The 21,712-nt window shown below is 64.0% G+C and carries 19 protein-coding genes; 15 read left to right on the forward strand and 4 right to left on the reverse strand.

Translation table 11 applies throughout. The annotated features are described in order from the left end of the window. The 4 genes from DK261_RS00860 to DK261_RS00875 form a co-directional block, all read right to left on the reverse strand. Positions 1-1,038 carry an ABC transporter ATP-binding protein gene (locus DK261_RS00860; protein WP_009047164.1) on the reverse strand — a complete coding sequence of 346 codons (1,038 nt, stop codon included), beginning with the start codon at positions 1,036-1,038 and terminating at the stop codon, positions 1-3. Between the two features lie 202 nt (positions 1,039-1,240). Then, positions 1,241-2,392, reverse strand: coding sequence for a putative ABC transporter substrate-binding protein YdcS (gene ydcS / locus DK261_RS00865; RefSeq protein WP_009047165.1), 1,152 nt, complete (start codon positions 2,390-2,392; stop codon positions 1,241-1,243). Between the two features lie 87 nt (positions 2,393-2,479). After that, positions 2,480-3,970 (reverse strand): gamma-aminobutyraldehyde dehydrogenase, encoded by a 1,491-nt coding sequence (locus DK261_RS00870; protein ID WP_028681738.1) that lies wholly within the window; start codon positions 3,968-3,970, stop codon positions 2,480-2,482. A gap of 104 nt (positions 3,971-4,074) precedes the next feature. Beyond that, on the reverse strand, positions 4,075-4,989 hold the full coding sequence (locus DK261_RS00875; protein ID WP_009047167.1) for a LysR family transcriptional regulator: 915 nt from the start codon (positions 4,987-4,989) through the stop codon (positions 4,075-4,077). A gap of 190 nt (positions 4,990-5,179) precedes the next feature. Here DK261_RS00875 and DK261_RS00880 point away from each other — a divergent pair, with 190 nt between their 5' ends. The 15 genes from DK261_RS00880 (at position 5,180) to DK261_RS00950 (ending at position 21,657) form a co-directional block, all read left to right on the forward strand. After that, positions 5,180-5,905, forward strand: coding sequence for a tellurite resistance TerB family protein (locus tag DK261_RS00880; RefSeq protein ID WP_009047168.1), 726 nt, complete (start codon positions 5,180-5,182; stop codon positions 5,903-5,905). Between the two features lie 232 nt (positions 5,906-6,137). Further along, entirely contained in the window at positions 6,138-7,760 is a 1,623-nt protein-coding gene (locus DK261_RS00885) for a methyl-accepting chemotaxis protein (RefSeq protein ID WP_009047169.1), read from the forward strand. Beyond that, a complete protein-coding gene (locus tag DK261_RS00890; RefSeq protein WP_009047170.1) occupies positions 7,760-8,296 on the forward strand; it encodes a chemotaxis protein CheW in 537 nt (178 codons plus the stop codon). Before DK261_RS00885 ends, DK261_RS00890 begins: the two co-directional genes overlap by 1 nt. After that, entirely contained in the window at positions 8,293-9,567 is a 1,275-nt protein-coding gene (locus DK261_RS00895; RefSeq protein WP_009047171.1) for a protein-glutamate O-methyltransferase CheR, read from the forward strand. The genes DK261_RS00890 and DK261_RS00895 overlap by 4 nt, the downstream gene beginning before the upstream one ends. Beyond that, positions 9,564-10,244 carry a chemotaxis protein CheW gene (locus tag DK261_RS00900; protein ID WP_009047172.1) on the forward strand — a complete coding sequence of 227 codons (681 nt, stop codon included), beginning with the start codon at positions 9,564-9,566 and terminating at the stop codon, positions 10,242-10,244. Before DK261_RS00895 ends, DK261_RS00900 begins: the two co-directional genes overlap by 4 nt. Further along, on the forward strand, positions 10,241-12,577 hold the full coding sequence (locus DK261_RS00905; protein ID WP_053268323.1) for a hybrid sensor histidine kinase/response regulator: 2,337 nt from the start codon (positions 10,241-10,243) through the stop codon (positions 12,575-12,577). The genes DK261_RS00900 and DK261_RS00905 overlap by 4 nt, the downstream gene beginning before the upstream one ends. Beyond that, complete coding sequence (locus tag DK261_RS00910) at positions 12,574-13,587, forward strand: chemotaxis response regulator protein-glutamate methylesterase (RefSeq protein ID WP_009047174.1); 1,014 nt, start codon at positions 12,574-12,576, stop codon at positions 13,585-13,587. The genes DK261_RS00905 and DK261_RS00910 overlap by 4 nt, the downstream gene beginning before the upstream one ends. A gap of 48 nt (positions 13,588-13,635) precedes the next feature. Further along, positions 13,636-14,637: a PleD family two-component system response regulator gene (locus DK261_RS00915; RefSeq protein ID WP_007927977.1), complete on the forward strand. Its 1,002-nt coding sequence runs from the start codon at positions 13,636-13,638 to the stop codon at positions 14,635-14,637. A 108-nt stretch (positions 14,638-14,745) separates the two neighbouring features. Further along, positions 14,746-15,841 (forward strand): peptide chain release factor 2 gene (gene prfB, locus DK261_RS00920; protein WP_097305473.1). Its coding sequence is split into 2 segments (ribosomal slippage): positions 14,746-14,817 and positions 14,819-15,841, totalling 1,095 coding nucleotides; the frame shifts between segments, so codons are not numbered across the junction. 110 nt (positions 15,842-15,951) lie between these two features. Further along, entirely contained in the window at positions 15,952-17,451 is a 1,500-nt protein-coding gene (gene lysS, locus DK261_RS00925) for a lysine--tRNA ligase (protein WP_103330496.1), read from the forward strand. A 101-nt stretch (positions 17,452-17,552) separates the two neighbouring features. Next, positions 17,553-18,269 (forward strand): TetR/AcrR family transcriptional regulator, encoded by a 717-nt coding sequence (locus tag DK261_RS00930; RefSeq protein WP_009047176.1) that lies wholly within the window; start codon positions 17,553-17,555, stop codon positions 18,267-18,269. Positions 18,270-18,406: 137 nt separating this feature from the next. Further along, complete coding sequence (locus DK261_RS00935) at positions 18,407-18,952, forward strand: hypothetical protein (RefSeq protein ID WP_009047177.1); 546 nt, start codon at positions 18,407-18,409, stop codon at positions 18,950-18,952. 33 nt (positions 18,953-18,985) lie between these two features. Then, positions 18,986-20,263, forward strand: a complete 1,278-nt coding sequence (locus DK261_RS00940; RefSeq protein ID WP_009047178.1) for a flavohemoglobin expression-modulating QEGLA motif protein — start codon at positions 18,986-18,988, stop codon at positions 20,261-20,263. A gap of 153 nt (positions 20,264-20,416) precedes the next feature. Continuing rightward, positions 20,417-21,334: an alpha/beta hydrolase gene (locus DK261_RS00945; protein WP_110175162.1), complete on the forward strand. Its 918-nt coding sequence runs from the start codon at positions 20,417-20,419 to the stop codon at positions 21,332-21,334. Further along, positions 21,331-21,657 (forward strand): hypothetical protein, encoded by a 327-nt coding sequence (locus DK261_RS00950; RefSeq protein WP_023969761.1) that lies wholly within the window; start codon positions 21,331-21,333, stop codon positions 21,655-21,657. Before DK261_RS00945 ends, DK261_RS00950 begins: the two co-directional genes overlap by 4 nt. The last annotated feature ends 55 nt before the right edge of the window (positions 21,658-21,712 follow it).

Raw genomic sequence — 21,712 nt, forward strand, 5'->3', positions numbered from 1 at the left:
TCACACCCCGCTCGCCAGGGTATCGGCCAGCGGGATCATCGCCTCGCGGGCCCAGCGCGCGCTGATGCGTTGCCCGGTCTGGTGCTGGGCGCTGCTGTCCAGCCATTGGTCGTTGGCCTGGCTGATGCTGAGGGTCTGGCCGTTGTCCAGCTGCAGCTCGTAGCGGGTGGCGCTGCCCTGGTACTGGATATCGTGCAGCAGGCCGCTGACTTCGATCTCGTGGCTGGACAGCGGGCCTTCGGCGAAGCGCACGTGTTCCGGGCGGATCGAAAAGGGCCGCTGGCTGCCGCTCAGGCGCTCGGCCAGCTCGCCGCGAATCACGTTGGAGGTACCGACGAACTCGGCGACGAAGGTGGTGGCCGGTTTCATGTACAGGTTACGCGGGCTGTCGACCTGCTCGATGCGGCCCTTGTTGAACACTGCCACGCGGTCGGACATCGACAGGGCTTCGGTCTGGTCGTGGGTGACGAAGATGAAGGTGATGCCGAGCTGGCGCTGCAGCTTCTTCAGTTCGCCCTGCATCTGTTCGCGCAGCTTCAGGTCCAGCGCTCCCAGGGGTTCGTCCAGCAGCAGGACCCGCGGCCGATTGACCAGCGCCCGGGCCAGGGCCACGCGCTGGCGCTGGCCGCCGGACAGCTGCACCGGCTTGCGCTCGCCGTAGCCTTCCAGGGCGACCATGGCCAGGGCTTCCTCGGCGCGTTTGAGGCGCTCGGCCTTGGCGACGCCTTTGACTTTCAGGCCGTAGGCCACGTTGTCGCGCACGTTCATATGGGGGAACAGTGCGTAATCCTGAAACACGGTGTTGACGTCGCGCTGGTAGGGCGGCAACCCAGTGGCTTCGGCCCCGTGGATGTGGATCGAACCGGCGCTCGGCTGTTCGAAGCCGGCGATCAGGCGCAGGCAGGTGGTCTTGCCCGAGCCGGAAGGGCCGAGCATGGAAAAGAACTCGCCGTCCTGGATATCGATGGAAACCCGGTCAACGGCCTTCACCTCGCCAAACTGCCGGGAAACGTTGGTGAACTGGACTGCAAGCGTCATGGTGCGGTGCTCCGGAAAAGCGCGCTGTCGAAATAAGCGGGATCAGGTCTGGCGGCGAAGGCCGCTCCTGCCGGAGCGAACCTGGCGCAGGAACCTGTAGCCGCTGCCGCAGGCTGCGATCGCCCCGCAAGGGCGCGGCGATCCTCAGGGCGCAGAAGGTCCAGCGGACCTTGCGCAGCCTGCGGCAGCGGCTACAGAGGGCTTACCGCCCGCCCATGATCGCGATGTAGTCCTGGGTCCAGCGGCTGTACGGCACGAACTTGCCGCCCTCGGCCTGCGGGGTTTTCCAGAAGGCGATCTTGTCGAACTGGTCGAAGCCGTTGGTCTTGCAGCCCTCGGCGCCCAGCAGTTCGCTTTCCTTGCAGGCCGCCGGCACGGCCGGCAGCGAACCGAACCAGGCGGCGACGTCACCCTGGACCTTCGGCGTGAGCGACCAGTCCATCCACTTGTAGGCACAGTTGGGGTGCTTGGCCTCGCTGTGCAGCATGGTGGTGTCGGCCCAGCCGGTGGCCCCTTCCTTGGGAATGGTCGAGGCGATCGGCTGTTTCTCGTTGATCAGGCCGTTGACCTGATACGGCCAGGAGCTGGCGGCGACCACGCCTTCGTTCTTGAAGTCGCTCATCTGCACCGTGGTGTCGTGCCAGTAGCGGTGGATCAGCGGCTGCTGGGCGCGCAGCAGGTCGAGCACCGCCTTGTACTGGGCCTCGGTCAGTTCGTAAGGGTTCTGGATCCCCAGTTCCGGTTTCGCGCTCTTGAGGTACAGCGCGGCGTCGGCGATGTAGATCGGCCCGTCATAGGCTTGCACGCGGCCCTTGTTGGGCTTGCCGTCCGGCAGGTTCTGCGCATCGAACAGTACGCTCCAGCTGGTCGGCGCCTGCTTGAAGACGGTGGTGTTGTACATCAGCACGTTCGGGCCCCACTGGTAGGGCGTGCCGTAGGTCTGCTTGTCGACCACGTACCAGGGCGCGTCCTTGAGGCGTGGATCGAGGTTTTTCCAGTTGGGAATCAGCGCGGTGTTGATCGGCTGCACGCGCTTGCCGACGATCAGCCGCAGGGAGGCGTCGCCGGATGCGGTGACCAGGTCGTAGCCGCCCTTGGCCATCAGGCTGACCATCTCGTCGGAGGTGCCCGCGGTCTTGACGTTGACCTTGCAACCAGTCTCTTTCTCGAAGCCGGTGACCCAGTCGTAACTCTTGTCGCTTTCGCCACGTTCGATGTAGCCGGGCCAGGCCACGATATCCAGCTGACCTTCGCCGGCGCCGACGGCCTTGAGCGGTTCGGCGGCCTGGAGGCTGGCGCTGGCCAGCAGGGCGGTGGTGATTGCACTGAGCAGTGCGGTCTTGTGCACGAACATGGGGAAACCCTCTTCTTCAAATTATGGTCGGGGCAGTTGTGAACGTGGTGGAGCGCGCCCTAAGGGCTTGTTATTAGCTTAGTGCCGTTATTCCAGGTCATTGCCGTGGCGGGCCATGATGTGCCGCACCACGCTGTAGTCCTGCAGCGAATCGCTGGACAGGTCCTTGCCGTAGCCGGAGCGTTTCAAGCCGCCGTGGGGCATTTCGCTGGCCAGCATGAAGTGGCTGTTGATCCAGGTGCAGCCGTATTGCAGGCGGGCCGCCACCTGCATGGCCTTGTCCAGGTTCTGGGTCCAGACCGACGAGGCCAGGCCGTATTCCGAGTCGTTGGCCCATTCCACGGCCTGCGCCAGCTCGTCGAAACGGGTGACGGTGACCACCGGGCCGAACACTTCGCGCTGGACGATTTCATCCTGCTGCCGGCAGCCGGCCAGCAGGGTCGGCTGGTAATAGAAGCCGGCGCCCGAATGCACCGCCGCGCCGGTCACCCGCTCGATATGCGGTTGGCCCAGGGCGCGCTCGACGAAGCTGGCCACGCGATCGCGCTGGCGGGTACTGATCAGCGGGCCGATCTCGTTGTCGGCATCGCGCTTGCCGGCGAACCGCAGGCTACTCACGGCGGCGCCCAGCTCGGCCACCAGGCGGTCATGGATCCCGCCCTGGGCGTAGATCCGACAGGCCGCGGTGCAGTCCTGGCCAGCGTTGTAGTAGCCGTAGTTGCGCACGCCTTCGACCACGGCCTGCAGGTCGGCATCGTTGCAGACGATTACCGGAGCCTTGCCGCCCAGCTCCAGGTGCGTGCGTTTCAGGGTTTTCGAGGCGGCCTGGAGGATCTTCTGCCCGGTGACGATATCGCCGGTCAGCGACACCATGCGCACCTTGGGATGGCTGACCAGGTGGCTGCCGACGCCTTCGCCACCGCCGCAGACAATGTTCAGCACGCCGCGTGGCAGCAGTTCGGCCAGGGTTGGCGCCAGGGCCAGGATCGACAGCGGGGTGTGCTCCGACGGCTTGAACACCAGGGTGTTGCCGGCGGCCAGGGCCGGAGCGATCTTCCAGGCGGCCATCATGATCGGGTAGTTCCACGGCGCGATGGACGCTACCACGCCGATGGGGTCGCGCCGCACCATGCTGGTGTAGCCCGGCAGGTACTCGCCGGCCAGCTGGCCGGTCTGGCAGCGCACGGCGCCGGCAAAAAAACGGAACACGTCGACGGTAGCGCCCAGATCATCCTGGCGCGCCAGGTGCAGCGGTTTGCCGCAATTCAGCGATTCCAGGCGGGCCAGGTGGTCAGCCTGTTTTTCCACGGCATCGGCAATCGCCAGGAGGATGTTCGAGCGTTGCTGGGGCGTGGTGCGCGACCAGTCGGTAAAGGCGCGGTGGGCGGCGAGGATCGCGCCTTCCACCTGTTCGCTGCTGGCCTCGGCGATCTGGGTCAGCACTTCGCCGGTGGCCGGGTTGAGGATCGGCTCGACAAGCCCCTGGCCGGCGACCAATTCGCCATCGATCAACAAAGCGGTGGACAACGGAGTCTGCGCGCCAGCCATTTTCCGGGTTCTCTTTTCTTGTATGGCCATGGTGCTCTCCAGTGACGGAGGCCCGGCCCTCTCTGGACGGATGATCAGAGACTAGTGGCGGGGCCGGTGCTCGACAAATACTAAATACTGAATGCAGCGTTCGATTAAATAGATGGCTTGCGCCCGCCGTGGGGCTGTTCGCGGGCCACGGTCAGGAACGGGTCCACCAGCGTCGGGCGCGCCGCGCCACGGCGCCAGGCCAGGCCGACGTCGAGGGTCTGGCTGAGGTCGGCGATGGGCCGGGCTTCGATGATGTCGCCCTCCAGCGACCAGGGGCGATAGGTCATGTCCGGCTGGATCGACACCCCAAGCCCGGCCGCCACCAGGCTGCGCACCGCTTCGGTGGAGGCGGTGCGCAAGGTGACGCGCGGTTGCAGGCCGGCGCCGGACCACAGGCGCTGGGCGTTGCGGTCCATTTCATCGACGTTGAGCTGGATCAGCGGCTCGCGCGCGACATCCGCCAGGTTGATGCTGTCGTGTTCCAGCAACGGATGCTGGGCAGGCAGCCACAGGCGGTGAGGGGAGTGGGTCAGCACTTCAGTCTGCAGGGCGTGACGGTCCTCGAGGTTGGAAAGGATCAACACCCCGACGTCGATTTCGCCGCTGACCAGCAAGTGCTCGATGTACGGGCGCTCATCCTCCATCACGCGGATTTCCACATTGGGGTAGGCGCGCTGGAAACGCGTAAGCAAGTCCGCCAGGTAGTAACCGGCGACCAGGCTGGTCACGCCGACGATCAACTGGCCGGCCACCTGGTCGGTGCTCTGTTGCAGGCTGCGCTTGGCGTTGTCGACCGTGGCCAGGATCAGGTGCGCCTGGCGCAGGAACTGGTGGCCCTGGTGGGTCAGGGTCATGCCCTTGGCATGGCGGTTGAACAGGCTGACGCCGATTTCCTGTTCGAGCTGCTGGATCGCCAGGGTCAGGGTCGACTGGGAAATGAACACTGCCTGGGCGGCGGACGAGATCGATCCGGTCTCGGCCACGGCGATGAAGTGACGGATCTGGCGCAGGGTCATCATGGGCAATCACCGGTCAGGCGTTTTTATCGATTTTTTCGAGTGTATATCTTTTTAATCGAACGACTGCCCAGGCGCATGGCCGAGTCCGGCGAAGCAACATCTGGAAGCACACTCGAGCCCAAGCGCTGGGCACTTCGATCTAGGCTGGTGGCCTTATTGATTCGATCAACTCAAATTGCTGGAGGTTTGGATGAACACCCGTGGATTGCTCGATCAATTGCTCAAGTCCGGCCAGGAGCTGTTGCAGAACAAGGCCGGGGCGCAGCAGAACAAGGCATCCGCTGCCGACAAGGGCGCGCTGGGCGGGTTGCTCGGTGGCGGGGCCGGTGGGCTCGGCAGCCTGTTATCCGGTGCTGGTGGCGGGGCGTTGGCGGCCGGCGCCATGGGCTTGCTGCTGGGCAATAAAAAAGCCCGCAAGTTCGGGGGCAAGGCGTTGACCTACGGCGGCCTGGCGGCATTGGGCGTGATCGCCTACAAGGCCTACGGCAACTGGCAGGCGCAGCAGGCCGGTGCGCCGAAAAGCGAGCCGCAGACCCTCAACCGCCTGCCCGCGCAGCAGGTCGAGCAGCACAGCCAGGCGATTCTCAAGGCGCTGGTGGCCGCAGCCAAGGCCGATGGCCATATCGACGAGCGCGAGCGCGCCCTGATCGAAGGTGAGTTCACCAAGCTGGACAACGACCAGGAGCTGCAGCACTGGTTGCACGCCGAACTCAACAAACCCTTGGACCCGGCGGATGTCGCGCGGGCCGCCGGCACGCCGGAAATGGCCGCCGAAATGTACGTCGCCAGCGTGATGCTGGTGGACGAGGAAAACTTCATGGAGAAGGCCTACCTGGATGAGCTGTCGCGTCAGCTCAAGCTGGAGCCGGGGTTGAAGCTCGAACTGGAAAAACAGGTGCGCCAGGCCAGTCTTTGACGCCAATCGGGCGTGCGCTGGAGAAAGCTTCGCACGCCCTCTTTGATGGCTGAAATACCCTCTGCTTGTGCCGGATCATCACTGGCGGCGCTCGAGCCATCTGGCGGAAAGTAGCCCTCCAGAGCGGACCCTGCCTTTCGCTCTGAGTGAGACGTGGTGCGCAACACGCTGATAAATGATGGTACGCCCTCGGCTATACTCCCCACCATTTGAATGGCCCCGAGGACTGACTGTGAAGAACTGGACGTTGCGCCAACGCATTTTGGCGAGCTTTGCGGTGATTATCACCATCATGCTGCTGATGGTCATAGCCTCGTACTCCCGCTTGTTGAAGATCGAGGCCGGTGAAGACCGCATGCGTTCCGATGCCATTCCCGGGGTCTATTTCAGTTCGATGATTCGCGGTTCATGGGTCGACAGTTTCCTGCATACCCAGGAAATCATCGGCCTGAACGAAGGCAAGGGCGTCAGTGCCAAGGATGAGGCGGACTTCAAAAGCTTCGAGCAACGCCTGCAGAAATACATGGCCAGCTACAAGGGAACGCTTCGCGGCGAGACAGACCGGCAGGAGTTCGACGAGTTTGAAAAGCGCCATCAGGAATTTCTCAGGATTCAGGCCTCGGTCCTGGATCTGCATCGGCGTAATCAGGAAGCCGAGGCTGTCCGCGTGTTCCATGAGCAGTTGACGCCCACCTGGATCGCCGGTCGGATGAAACTCAACGACATCATCGACGAGAACAAGGGGGTCGCCGATTCGGCCGCCTCGCAGATCGACGATGCGGTGGCCGAGGCCAAGGTCACCATGGGCGTTTCCCTGCTGGTGGCGGTGCTGGCGGCGGGCCTGTGCGGCCTGTTGCTGATGCGCGCGATCATGGCGCCGATGAACCGTATCGTGAAGATCCTCGACGTCATGCGCACGGGCGATCTGACCAGCCGCCTGAACCTGGAGCGCAAGGACGAATTCGGCGCCGTGGAAACCGGCTTCAACGACATGATGACCGAACTCAACTCCCTGGTGTCCCAGGCGCAGCGCTCCTCGGTCCAGGTCACCACCTCGGTCACCGAGATTGCCGCCACCTCCAAGCAGCAACAGGCCACCGCCACCGAGACCGCGGCAACCACCACCGAAATTGGCGCGACCTCCCGGGAAATCGCGGCCACCTCGCGCGATCTGGTGCGCACCATGACCGAAGTCTCCACCGCCGCCGACCAGGCTTCGGTGCTGGCCGGCTCCGGCCAGCAAGGCCTGGCGCGGATGGAAGAAACCATGCATTCGGTGATGGGCGCGGCCGACCTGGTCAACGCCAAGCTGGCGATCCTCAATGAGAAGGCCGGCAACATCAACCAGGTGGTGGTGACCATCGTCAAGGTCGCCGACCAGACCAACCTGCTGTCGCTCAACGCCGCGATCGAAGCCGAGAAGGCCGGCGAATACGGGCGCGGTTTTGCCGTGGTGGCCACCGAAGTACGGCGTCTGGCGGACCAGACCGCGGTCGCCACCTACGACATCGAGCAAATGGTCCGGGAGATCCAGTCGGCGGTCTCGGCCGGGGTCATGGGCATGGACAAGTTCTCCGAAGAAGTGCGCCGCGGCATGGCCGAGGTGCAGCAGGTCGGCGAGCAGCTGTCGCAGATCATCCATCAGGTCCAGGCCCTGGCGCCGCGGGTGTTGATGGTCAACGAGGGCATGCAGGCCCAGGCCACCGGTGCCGAGCAGATCAACCACGCCCTGGTGCAACTGGGCGATGCCAGCAGCCAGACTGTCGAGTCGCTGCGCCAGGCCAGTTTCGCCATCGATGAACTGAGCCAGGTGGCGGTGGGGCTGCGCAGCGGCGTCTCGCGTTTCAAAGTCTGATGAACGAGCTCGCAGCGAAAGGCGGCGCAGGGACGGCGACCAAAGACGCGCTGTTCCTGGTGTTCCGCATCGGCACCGAACGTTACGCCTTGCAGGCCGTCGAGGTGGTCGAGGTATTGCCGCGCCTGCAACTCAAGCCGATTCCCCGGGCGCCGTCCTGGGTGGCCGGGGTCTTTGCCCATCGCGGCGCGGTGGTGCCGGTGCTCGACCTGAGCGCCCTGACCTTTGGCCAGCCGGCGCAGGAACGCACCAGCACCCGCCTGGTGCTGGTGCATTACCGCCCGCAGGCGGCACAGCCCGCGCGGTTGCTGGGGCTGATCCTCGAGCAGGCCACCGACACCCTGCGGTGCAACCCGCAGGACTTCAAGGCCTACGGCCTGGATAACCGCAATGCGCCGTACCTGGGGCCGGTCCATGAAGACGCCCAGGGCCTGCTGCAATGGGTGCGGGTCGACGATCTGCTGGATGCCGAGGTGCGCGCGCTGCTGTTTCCCTCGCCGCCACTGGATCCGGCGTTGCTCGGGGAGTCGTCATGAGCAGCGACCAGCGATTTTTCGATTTTCTCAAGGAGCGCATCGGCCTCGACGTGGCCTCGGTGGGGCCGGCGATCATCGAGCGCGCGGTGCGCCAGCGCAGCATCGCCCAGCAGGCGCCCAGCACCGACCATTACTGGCAGACCCTGCAAGGCTCGCGCGATGAACAGCAAGCGTTGATCGAGGCGGTGATCGTCCCGGAAACCTGGTTTTTCCGGTACCCGGAGTCCTTCGCGACCCTGGCCAAACTCGCCCTCTCGCGCCTTTCCCAACTCAAGGGCATGCGCGCATTGCGCATCCTCAGCCTGCCGTGCTCCACCGGCGAAGAGCCGTACTCGATTGCCATGGCCCTGTTCGACGCCGGGCTCGCCCCCCATCAATTCAAGGTCGATGGCTTCGATGTCAGCCCGCTGTCGGTCGAGCGGGCCAGGCAGGCGGTGTACGGCAAGAACTCCTTTCGCGGCCAGCACAGCGATTTTCGCGAGCGGCACTTCACCGCCGAAGATGAGCGCTACAGCCTCAGCGAGCGGGTGCGCGAGCAAGTGCGCCTGCAGGTCGGCAACCTGCTGGACCCGACCTTGCTGGCCCATGAACCGCCCTACGATTTTGTCTTCTGTCGCAACCTGCTGATCTATTTCGATCAGCCGACCCAGCGCCAGGTGTTCGAAGTGCTCAAGCGCCTGACTCACGTTGAAGGCGTGCTGTTCATCGGCCCGGCCGAAGGCAGCCTGCTGGGCCGTTTGGGCATGCGTTCGATCGGTATTGCCCAGTCCTTTGCCTTCAGCCGGCATAACGAACCCGAGCCCGAACCCGCGCCGGCCTTCGTACCGAGCGCATTGCCGGCACGCCAGCCGGTGCGCAGCATCGCGCCGCCCGTGCGCAGCCGGCCGTTTTCCAGTGCCGCCGTGGCGAGCCAGCGCCCGGCGCCGACCAGGCCGGTCAGCGACGCCACGACCCTGCTGGCGAGCATCGCGGCCCTGGCCAACGAAGGTAAAAGCGCCGAGGCCCGGGCGGCCTGCGAGCACTACCTGGATACCCACGAGCCGGTGGCGCAGGTGTTCTATTGGCTAGGGCTGCTCAGCGACGTGGCGGGCAGCGCCCTGGAAGCCCAGGGTTTCTATCGCAAGGCCCTGTACCTGGACCCGCAGCACGCCGAAGCGCTGGCGCACCTGGCCGCCTTGCTGGCTTCCCAGGGCGACGTCGCCGGTGCCCGTCGATTGCAGGAGCGTGCGGCCCGTAGCGGCCGTGCAGCAGACAGTGAGCGTAAATCATGAGCGGCTCTGTTTCGTTGAACGTGACCCACGAAGATGCGCAGGCCATCGACGATTGCTGGAACCGCATCGGTATCCATGGCGACAAGAGTTGCCCGTTGCTGGCCGGGCATGTGCATTGCCGCAACTGCTCGGTGTATTCCGCCGCGGCCACCCGTCTGCTCGACCGCTATGCGTTGCAGCAGGAGCGTCCTGAGCACACGGCCGAGGCCGATACGGATGTCGTCACCCGTTCGCTGTTGATGTTCCGCCTGGGCGAAGAGTGGCTGGGCATTGCCACCCGTTGCCTGGTGGAAGTGGCGCCGCTGCAACCGATCCATTCCTTGCCGCACCAGCGCTCGCGGGCCTTGCTGGGCGTGGCGAATGTGCGTGGTGCGCTGGTGGCCTGCCTGTCGTTGGTGGAACTGCTGGGGCTGGACACCAGCGGCACGGTCGTGTCGGGCGCGCGGGTCATTCCGCGCATGCTGATCATCGCCGCCCAGGGCGGCCCGGTGGTGGTGCCGGTGGACGAGGTGGAGGGTATCCATGCCATCGACGAGCGCACCCTGGACGCCGCCGCGGTTTCCGGCCAGCAGGCCAGTGCCAAGTACACCCGTGGCGTCCTGCAATGGAAGGGCCGCAGCCTGCGTTGGCTGGATGAAGAGCAGTTGCTGTCTGCCGTGACCCGGAGCCTGACATGACCCCCGATCAAATGCGCGACGCCTCGCTGCTCGAACTCTTCAGCCTGGAAGCCGAAACCCAGACCCAGGTGCTCAGTGCCGGCCTGCTGGCGCTGGAACGCAATCCGATCCAGGCCGACCAGTTGGAAGCCTGCATGCGCGCCGCTCACTCGCTCAAGGGCGCGGCGCGGATTGTCGGGGTCGACGCTGGCGTCAGCGTGGCCCATGTGATGGAAGATTGCCTGGTCAGTGCCCAGGAAGGGCGGCTGTACCTGCATCCCGAGCATATCGATGCGCTGCTGCAGGGCACCGATTTCCTGATGCGCATTGCCACGCCGGGCAGCCAGGTCGGTGATCAGGACATTGCCGCCTATGTGGCGCTCATGGAGCAGTTGATCGGCTCGTCGGGTGCGCCGGCTGCAGGCGCTGTCCCGCCCAGGGTCGAGCCAGGCCTGTTGCCCATGGCCGAGCTGCAGCTGGAGGCCCCGCGGGTCGAACCCGAACCGCAGGTCCCGCCGTTCGAGATGCCGCAGGAGGTACTGCAGGAAACCCTGCAAGAGACGGCCGCGGCGCTTGCGCAGAAGGGCAAGAAGCTCGCCGAGGGTGGCGAGCGGGTGCTGCGGGTCACGGCCGAACGTTTGAACAGCCTGCTCGATCTGTCGAGCAAGTCGCTGGTGGAAACCCAGCGCCTGAAGCCGTACCTGGCGGCCCTGCAGCGCCTCAAGCGCATGCAGAGCAACGGGCTGCGCGCCCTGGAAAACCTCAATGGGCATCTCAAGGAGCAGGTGTTGGGCCTGGAGGCCCTCGAAGCCCTGGAGGATGCGCGGCGCCTGCTGGCGGAGTCCCAGCAACTGCTGACCGAGAAAACCGCCGAGCTGGATGAGTTCGGCTGGCAGGCCAGCCAGCGTGCCCAGGTGCTCTACGACACCGCGCTGGCCTGCCGCATGCGGCCGTTCGCCGATGTGCTGATGGGCCAGGTACGGATGGTCCGCGACCTGGGGCGCAGCCTGGGCAAGCAGGTCCGCCTGGAAGTCGAAGGTGAGAAGACCCAGGTCGATCGCGACGTGCTGGAAAAACTTGAAGCGCCATTGACCCACCTGCTGCGCAACGCGGTCGATCACGGCATCGAAATGCCCGAGCAGCGACTGCTGGCGGGCAAGCCGGCCGAGGGCCTGATTCGCCTGCGCGCTTCCCACCAGGCCGGATTGCTGGTGCTGGAACTCAGCGACGACGGCAATGGCGTCGACCTGGAACGGGTGCGCCAGAGCATCGTCGAGCGCCAGCTGTCCCCGGCCGAGACCGCTGCCCAACTGAGCGAGGAAGAACTGCTGACCTTCCTGTTCCTGCCGGGCTTCAGCCTGCGGGACAAGGTCACCGAGGTCTCCGGGCGCGGTGTCGGCCTGGATGCGGTGCAGCACATGGTGCGCCAGCTGCGCGGCGCGGTGCAGATGGAGCAGGTGGCGGGGCAGGGCAGTCGTTTCCACCTCGAAGTGCCGCTGACCCTGTCGGTGGTGCGCAGCCTGGTGGTGGAGGTCGGCGAAGAGGCCTACGCCTTCCCGCTGGCGCATATCGAACGCATGTGCGACCTGGAGCCCGATGACATTGTCCAGCTGGAAGGGCGCCAGCATTTCTGGCACGAAGGCCGCCATGTCGGCCTGGTCGCGGCCAGCCAGCTGTTGCAACGCCCGGCGGGGCAGAGCAACGACTCCACACTCAAGGTGGTGGTGATTCGCGAGCGCGACGCGGTCTATGGCGTGGCGGTCGAGCGTTTCATCGGCGAACGGACCCTGGTGGTGCTGCCGCTGGACGACCGCCTGGGCAAGGTCCAGGACATTTCCGCCGGGGCCTTGCTCGATGACGGCTCCGTGGTGCTGATCGTCGACGTCGAGGACATGCTGCGCTCGGTGGACAAGCTGCTCAATACCGGCCGGCTGGAGCGCATCGCCCGTCACAACCGCCATCAGGCCGAGACGGCGCGCAAGCGCATCCTGGTGGTCGACGACTCGCTCACTGTGCGTGAGCTGCAACGCAAGCTTTTGCTCAACCGTGGTTATGACGTAGCGGTCGCCGTCGACGGCATGGATGGCTGGAACGCCCTGCGTTCGGAAGACTTCGACCTGCTGATCACTGACATCGATATGCCCCGAATGGATGGGATTGAATTGGTCACACTCCTGCGCCGTGACAATCGCCTGCAGTCGTTGCCGGTGATGGTGGTTTCCTACAAGGATCGCGAAGAGGACCGGCGCCGTGGACTGGATGCCGGAGCCGACTATTATCTAGCCAAAGCCAGTTTCCATGACGACGCCCTGCTGGATGCGGTGGTGGAGCTGATTGGAGGAGCGCGGGCATGAAAATCGCGATCGTCAATGACATGCCCATGGCCGTGGAGGCCCTGCGCCGGGCCCTGGCCTTCGAACCCGCGCATGAAGTGGTGTGGGTCGCGACCAATGGCGCCGAAGCGGTCGAGTACTGCGCGCAGCTGACGCCCGACCTGATCCTGATGGACCTGATCATGCCGGTGATGGACGGCGTGGAGGCGACCCGCCGGATCATGGCCGAAACCCCTTGCGCCATCGTGATCGTCACGGTGGATCGCCAGCAGAACGTGCATCGGGTGTTCGAGGCCATGGGCCATGGCGCGCTGGACGTGGTCGATACACCGGCCCTGGGGGCTGGCAATGCGCAGGAAGCGGCGGCGCCTTTACTGCGCAAGATCCTCAATATCGGCTGGCTGATCGGCCAGCAGCGCGGCAACCACGTGCGTTCGGCACCGGCGCCGATGCGCACCATGGCGCAACGCCAGGGCCTGGTGGCGATCGGCTCGTCCGCCGGTGGCCCGGCGGCGCTGGAAGTGCTGCTCAAGGGGCTGCCCGCCCATTTTCCGGCCGCCATCGTGCTGGTACAGCACGTCGACCAGGTATTCGCCGCGGGCATGGCCGAATGGCTCAGCAGCGCTTCCGGGCTGAAGGTGCGCCTGGCCCGCGAAGGCGAGCCACCGCAGAGCGGCACGGTGCTGCTGGCCGGGACCAACCACCATATCCGGCTGTTGAAGAACGGCACCCTGGCCTACACCGCCGAGCCGGTAAACGAGATCTATCGGCCATCGATCGATGTGTTTTTTGAAAGTGTCGCCAGTTACTGGAATGGCGATGCGGTCGGCGTACTGCTGACCGGCATGGGCCGCGACGGCGCCCAGGGCCTGAAGCTGATGCGCGATCAGGGTTACCTGACCATCGCCCAGGACCAGAATAGTAGCGCGGTGTATGGCATGCCCAAGGCGGCGGCTGCCATCGACGCTGCCACAGAGATTCGCCCACTGGACAAGATCGCTCCACGATTGCTGGAGATATTTGCCAAATGACCGACAAACGCAGCTGTCCTGGCCAGGTAGCAACTCAGGTGACAACCCATGAATGATTTACAGCTCGACGATTTTAAAACCGATGAAAATGCTGCGATGGTGCTGCTGGTCGACGACCAGGCAATGATCGGTGAGGCTGTGCGGCGTGGGTTGGCGAATGAAGAAAACATCGACTTCCATTTTTGTGCCGACCCGCACCAGGCCATTGCCCAGGCGATCCGCATCAAGCCGACGGTGATCCTGCAGGACCTGGTGATGCCGGGCCTGGACGGGTTGACGCTGGTGCGCGAGTACCGCAACCACCCGGCGACCCAGAATATTCCGATCATCGTGCTTTCGACCAAGGAAGACCCGCTGATCAAGAGTGCGGCCTTCGCGGCCGGGGCCAACGATTACCTGGTCAAGCTGCCGGATAATATCGAGCTGGTGGCGCGCATCCGTTACCACTCGCGCTCCTACATGACCCTGTTGCAGCGGGACGCGGCCTATCGCGCGCTGCGGGTCAGCCAGCAGCAGTTGCTCGATACCAACCTGGTGCTGCAGCGCCTGATGAACTCCGATGGCCTGACCGGCCTGTCCAACCGCCGGCATTTCGACGAGTACCTGGAGCTGGAATGGCGCCGGGCAATGCGCGACCAGACCCAGTTGTCGCTGCTGATGATCGATGTCGACTACTTCAAGTCCTACAACGACAACTTCGGCCACCTGGAGGGCGATGAAGCCCTGCGCAAGGTGGCGACGGCGATCCGCGAGGCCAGCAGCCGACCGTCGGATTTACCGGCGCGTTATGGCGGGGAGGAGTTTGCCCTGGTGCTGCCGAACACCTCGCCCGGCGGGGCGCGGCTGGTGGCCGAGAAGCTGCGCCAGACCGTGGCCGCGTTGAAGATTCCGCATATCGCGCCAACCGAAGGGGCCAGCCTGACCATCAGCATCGGTCTGTCGACCATGACGCCGCAGCCGAGCACCAGTTGCCGGCAATTGATCTCGGCCGCCGACAAAGGCCTGTATCTGGCCAAGCACAATGGTCGCAACCAGGTAGGGATCGAGTGAAAAAAACCGCCACCGCGGGGGCCTAAAGCCGCCAGGCGGGCTGCCGCGCCAGCTTGATTACGTTATACTCGCCGGCTTTCAAAAGTTCGCCAACGAGTGCTGCCTGCCATGGAAATCAACCCGATCCTTAACACTATCAAGGACCTGTCCGAGCGCTCCGAAACTATTCGGGGGTATCTTTGACTACGATCAAAAGCATGAGCGTCTGACCGAAGTCAATCGCGAGCTTGAAGATCCGAACGTCTGGAACAAGCCTGAATATGCCCAGGAACTGGGCCGCGAACGCGCTGCGCTGGCGCAGATCGTCGAGACCCTGGACGAGTTGTCCGGTGGCCTGGCCGATTGCCGCGATCTGCTGGACATGGCCGTCGAAGAGAACGATGAAGGCACAGTGGGCGACGTGGTCGCCGAACTGACCCGTCTCGACGAAGCCCTGGCCAAGCTGGAATTCCGTCGCATGTTCAGCGGCGAGATGGACATGAACAACGCCTACCTGGACATCCAGGCCGGCTCCGGCGGCACCGAAGCCCAGGACTGGGCCAACATCCTGCTGCGCATGTACCTGCGCTGGGCCTCCAAGCGTGGCTTCGACGCCACCATCATGGAACTGTCCGAAGGCGAAGTCGCCGGCATCAAGGGCGCCACCGTGCACATCAAGGGCGAGTACGCCTTTGGCTGGCTGCGCACCGAGATCGGCGTGCACCGCCTGGTGCGCAAGAGCCCGTTCGACTCCGGCGCCCGCCGCCACACCTCGTTCTCGGCCGTGTTCGTGTCGCCCGAGATCGACGACAAGGTGGAAATCGAGATCAACCCGGCGGACCTGCGGATCGACACCTACCGTTCCTCCGGTGCCGGTGGTCAGCACGTAAACACCACCGACTCGGCCGTACGTATCACCCACGTACCGACCAACACCGTGGTCAGCTGCCAGAACGAACGGTCCCAGCACGCCAACAAGGACACCGCCATGAAGATGCTGCGGGCCCGGTTGTACGAGCAGGAGATCCAGAAGCGCAACGCCGCTTCCCAGGCGCTGGAAGACAGCAAGTCCGACATCGGCTGGGGCCACCAGATCCGTTCCTACGTGCTCGATGCTTCGCGGATCAAGGATCTGCGTACCAACATCGAACGCAGTGACTGCGACAAGGTGCTCGACGGCGACATCGACGAATACCTGGTGGCCAGCCTGAAGTCGGGGCTGTAAGCCGCGACACCCATGCCGCGGGCACGGCGCGCTTCTGTAGGAGCGCGGCCGGCCCGCGATCCCTTGCCACAGGCAAGGGGCAACGAACCTGTGATGGAAATTTTAAAGACATGAGCGACCTACAACTCGACCAGGCCCTGCAACAGGAAGAAAACACCCTGATCGCCCTGCGCAAGGAAAAGCTTGCTGCCGAGCGCGCCAAGGGTCAGGCCTTCCCCAACGACTTCCGCCGCGACAACTACTGCAACGACCTGCAGAAACAGTACGCGGACAAGACCAAGGAAGAGCTGGCCGAGGCGGCGATTCCGGTCAAGGTTGCCGGTCGCATCATGCTCAACCGTGGCTCGTTCATGGTGATCCAGGACATGACCGGGCGTATCCAGGTCTACGTCAACCGCAAGACCTTGCCGGAAGACACCCTTAATGCGGTCAAGACCTGGGACCTGGGCGACATCATCGCCGCCGAAGGCACCCTGGCCCGTTCCGGCAAGGGCGATCTGTACGTCGAGATGACCAACGTGCGCCTGCTGACCAAGTCGCTGCGCCCGCTGCCGGACAAGCATCACGGCCTGACCGACACCGAGCAGCGTTATCGCCAGCGCTACGTCGACCTGATCGTCAACGAAGACGTGCGCGAAACCTTCCGCGTGCGTTCCCAGGTCATCGCCCACATCCGCAGCTTCCTGATGAAGCGTGACTTCCTGGAAGTGGAAACGCCGATGCTGCAGACCATTCCTGGCGGCGCGGCGGCCAAGCCGTTCGAGACCCACCACAACGCCCTGGACATGGAAATGTTCCTGCGTATCGCGCCGGAGCTGTATCTGAAGCGTCTGGTGGTCGGTGGCTTCGAGAAAGTCTTCGAGATCAACCGCAACTTCCGTAACGAAGGCGTTTCGACTCGGCACAACCCTGAATTCACCATGTTGGAGTTCTACCAGGCCTACGCCGACTACGAAGACAACATGGACCTGACCGAAGAACTGTTCCGCGAGCTGGCGCAGCTGGTCCTGGGCAGCACCGACGTGCCGTACGGCGACAAGGTGTTCCACTTCGGCGAGCCGTTCGTCCGTCTGTCGGTGTTCGACTCGATCCTCAAGTACAACCCTGAGCTGACCTTTGAGGACCTGAACGACATCGACAAGGCCCGTGCCATCGCCAAGAAGGCCGGTGCCAAGGTGCTCGGCTTCGAAGGCCTGGGCAAGCTGCAGGTGATGATTTTCGAAGAGCTGGTCGAGCACAAGCTGGAACAGCCGCACTTCATTACCCAGTACCCGTTCGAAGTCTCGCCGCTGGCCCGTCGCAACGACGAGAACCCGAACGTGACCGATCGTTTCGAGCTGTTCATCGGTGGTCGCGAAATCGCCAACGCCTACTCCGAGTTGAACGACGCGGAAGACCAGGCCGAGCGTTTCATGGCCCAGGTGGCCGACAAGGACGCCGGTGACGACGAAGCCATGCACTACGATGCCGACTTCGTTCGTGCCCTGGAGTACGGCATGCCGCCGACCGCCGGTGAAGGTATCGGCATCGACCGCCTGGTGATGCTGCTGACCAACTCCCCGTCGATCCGCGACGTGATCCTGTTCCCGCACATGCGGCCGCAAGCGTAAATATGTTGAATAAAAAGCCGCCGCTAACAGGCGGCTTTTTATTGTCTGTGTGGCACTGACGTACTGCTTTTTTCATTTTTTATGTGAGAGGAATACCTGTCGTGAACCGTGCAATTGCTCAAGAAGGTGCAGCTGGCATCGCCACTGCGGTCGCTGAAAGTGTTCAGTACCAGGGCCGCAAGGCCAGCCGACAGGGCAGTGAGCAACGTCGCCAGGATATTCTCGACGCGGCCATGCGCATCGTCGTGCGCGATGGCGTGCGCGCCGTGCGTCATCGCGCGGTCGCCGCCGAAGCCGGTGTGCCGCTGTCGGCCACCACCTATTACTTCAAGGATATCGATGACCTGCTCACCGATACCTTCGCCCAATACGTCGAGCGCAGCGCCGCCTTCATGGCCAAGCTCTGGGCCAACAACGAAGGCTTGCTGCGGGAGATGGTCGCCTATGGCGACGGCAGCCCGGAGTCCCGCGCGCAACTGGCCGATGACATTGCCCGCCTGACCGCCGACTACGTGCAGCGGCAACTGCATAACCGCCGCGAGCATCTGATGGCCGAGCAGGCGTTTCGCCAGGAGGCGCTGCTCAACCCGCGCCTGGCGGTGCTGGTGCGCTCCCACCAGCAGATCCTGCTGCACGGCACCTGCCAGTTTTTCCAGGTATTGGGTTCCCGCGAGCCGCAACAGGATGCCAAAGTGTTGACGTCTATAATCGGACGGATGGAATATCAGGGCCTGCTCAACGGGGCAGAGCCATTGGCCGACGAAGACATGCTGGGCATTCTTACCCGGTACATGCACCTGGTTCTGGCCTCGGTGTGATGCGTTCCCTGTAGCTGCTGCCGCAGGCTGCGATAAGGTCCGAAGGGCCTTCCTGCGGATTCCATGGGCGCTGGAGCGAACGCGGGCTTCATCAGCTGCCACGCGTGTTTGAGTCGACTGCTGATAGGGAGTGTTGAATGAAAGCCTGGCGTGTTGTGATCGCCTTGTCGTTCCTGCTGCTCAGCGGCTGCCTGGTGTCCTTCAAGGAACCCTTGCCGGCCGACCAGGCAGCGCCTGCGGCGTTGCTGGGCAAATGGACCAGCAAGAATGCCTGGGGCGAACCGCTCACCCTGCAGTTGAGCCGCATCGGCAACAACCGCTACAAGGCCGTCACTTCCGTCAAGGCCAGGCCGCAACAGCACGACACCTACGAATTTACCGTTTCCCGCCATGGCAGCCGCTGGTATCTCTCGGCGGCGGTGCCCCAGGCGCTGGGTGGGCACTTCACCATCGCCGGTTTCGAGTTGACCGACGACCACGAACTGGTGCTCTACCAGCTCGATCTCGAGCAGATCAATCAGGCCCGCGGGCAGAATGCCCTGCGAGGCGAACCGTTCGACACCAAGGACGGCGAGGGCGTGCTGATCGACAGCGCGCTACCACAGGTTTTCGCCTATCTGGACGACCCCGCCAACTCCGACGTGTTCGTCGAGGCGGCGCGCTTCCAGCGGGCGGGCAAGTAAACGCAGTACAGACGTTTTAACGGGAGTTTTGGGGTGGACGATTACCAGCAGACGATACGCACCTTGTCCGATCGCATTGTGCTGGCACAGACGCCGATCCGCGTACTGGATGCGGTGAAGTGGGACGACAACATCCGCAAAGGTTTCCTCAAGGCCAACGGTAAGGAAATGCCGGCGGTGGACCGCGCCTATTACGAAGGCCGGCCGCTGTCTTTCGACTCCAGCGCGGTGAAGCTGGAGTTCCAGAACATCGAGCGTGACATCACCCGGCAACTGGGCCAGTTCAACCCGGTGGGGCAGATCATGCGGCGCATGTGCAAGGAGTACCGCATGGTGGTGCGGATGCTCGAGGCCCGTGGCACCGAGGATTTTGGGCTGATATCCCAGGAGCTCTACGGCGCGGCCTCCGACGCTTTTCATGCCGGCGACCCGACCCTGGCCGACCTGGGCCTGATGCTCTCGGATTACCTGAACAACATCGACGGCCGTGGCGACCTCAAGGACGAACCCAAGACCCTGAGCGCCAAGGAAGCCGTGAGCCTGCTGCAAAGCCGGCTGAACAAGGTGTTCGGCGAGGCAGAGGAAACCATCCGGGTCTTCGAGTCCGACGGCATCGTCGCCGACGCGGCGGCCGGCGCCGACTACATCAAGATCCGCGCCGACGCCATGTTCAACGAGCGCGATGTACGGGCCCTGGAAGTCCACGAAGGCCTGGTGCACGTGGGCACCACCCTCAATGGCCTGAACCAGCCGATCTGCACCTTCCTGTCCAAGGGCCCGCCCTCGTCGACCGTGACCCAGGAAGGCCTGGCGATCCTGATGGAAATCATCACCTTTGCCTCCTACCCGAGCCGTCTGCGCAAGCTGACCAACCGCACCCGCGCCATTCACATGGTGGAGGAGGGCGCGGACTTCATGCAGGTGTTCGCGTTCTTCCGCGAGCAGGGTTTCGAAATGGCCGAAAGTTATGGCAACGCCAGCCGGGTGTTCCGTGGTTCGGTGCCGACGGGCCTGCCATTCACCAAAGACTTGTCCTATCTCAAGGGCTTCATCATGGTTTACAACTACATTCAGTTGGCCGTGCGCAAGGGCAAGCTCGAGCAGATCCCGCTGATGTTCTGCGGCAAGACCACCCTGGAGGACATGCGTACCCTGCGCCAGTTGGTCGACGAAGGCCTGGTGGTGCCGCCCAAGTACCTGCCGGACCAGTTCCGCGACATGAACGCGCTGTCGGCCTGGATGTGTTTCTCCAACTTCCTCAACCACCTGAGCCTGGACCGGATCGAGGCGGACTACTCCAACATCCTTTGACGCATACCCATGTAGGAGCGGCCGGTCGACGTTCGATTGCCCGCGATAAAGGCGCCGCGGTTTTTCTGAGTCACCGCGCCATCGGTTATCGCGGGCAAGCCTCGCTCCTCCAGAAGTATCCCTTTCCACCCCCTGTCGTGAGGCTTCAAACGGATGCGAGTCCTCAGCATTGTCTGCCTGCTACTGGCCTTGAGCGGTTGCAGCTCGCTGCTGTTCTATCCCGAGCGCGGTTTGCCGTTCACCCCGGACAAGGCCCGGCTCGACTACCGCGACGTCACCCTGACCGCCGCCGACGGCACGCGCCTGCACGGCTGGTGGCTGCCGGCCAAGGCCGGGGTGCCGGTCAAGGGCACGGTGCTGCACCTGCACGGCAATGGCGGCAACCTGTCCGGGCACCTCGGCGGCAGTTGGTGGTTGCCGGAGCAGGGTTACCAGGTACTGCTGGTGGACTACCGTGGCTACGGGGTGTCGCAAGGCAAACCGAGCCTGCCGGCGATCTACCAGGACGTCGACGCGGCCTTCCAGTGGCTGGACCGGGCGCCCGAGGTCCAGGGCAAGCCGCTGGTTGTCCTGGGCCAGAGCCTGGGCGGCGCCCTGGCCATCCACTATCTGGTGGAACAGCACCCGGAACGCCAGCGCCAGCTCAAGGCCATTGTCTTCGACGGGGTGCCGGCCAGTTACCGCGAGGTGGGTCGTTTTGCCCTGAGCACGTCCTGGATGACCTGGCCGTTCCAGGTGCCGCTGTCCTGGCTGGTGCCGGATGGCGACAGTGCGATCAAGGCCATGGCGCGCCTGGATGGCGTGCCCAAGCTGATCTACCACAGCATCGACGATTCCCTCGTACCGCTTTCCAACGGCATCCGTCTGTATCAAGCTGCGCCCCCGCCCAGGGTGCTGCAGCTGACCCGTGGCGGGCATGTGCAGACCTTCGCCGACCCGGTCTGGCGCCAGGTGATGTTGCGTTACCTTGAGGACCCGCAGCACTTCAACGGCCTGCGCCGCCTGGGCGAAATCCCGAATTACCCTGCACCTTTGAATCCAGTCGTAGAACCTCCAGAGAGTCCGCAATGAGCGAAGAACGTAACGCCATCCCCCTGATCATCACCGGTATCTGCAGCATACTCGGCACCGTGGCGTGCCTGTGGTACTACGGCTACCTGCATTTCGCCAAGCCGGAGGATGCGTTGCTGCTCAACGATTTCACCATGCTCAAGACCGTGCCCGGCGAGGACTACAAGGTGTCCCTGGAGCCGGCGGCCGAGGTGGCGCAGTGCATCGATGGCGTGTTGGTGCTGTTCGACACCGAGCAGAAAGGCCTGACCGGCGTGCTGGTCAACAACAAGAAGCGCGCCGTGCGCTGCATGGGCCAGGAAACCCCGAAGCTGGAGCAGTGACCGAACGGCTTGCCAGCGCAAGCCGCGATCCGTTTGCCGCAATAAAAAAGCCCCG

The organism is Pseudomonas sp. RW409, assembly GCF_003184125.1.
GTDB lineage: Bacteria > Pseudomonadota > Gammaproteobacteria > Pseudomonadales > Pseudomonadaceae > Aquipseudomonas > Aquipseudomonas chlororaphis_I.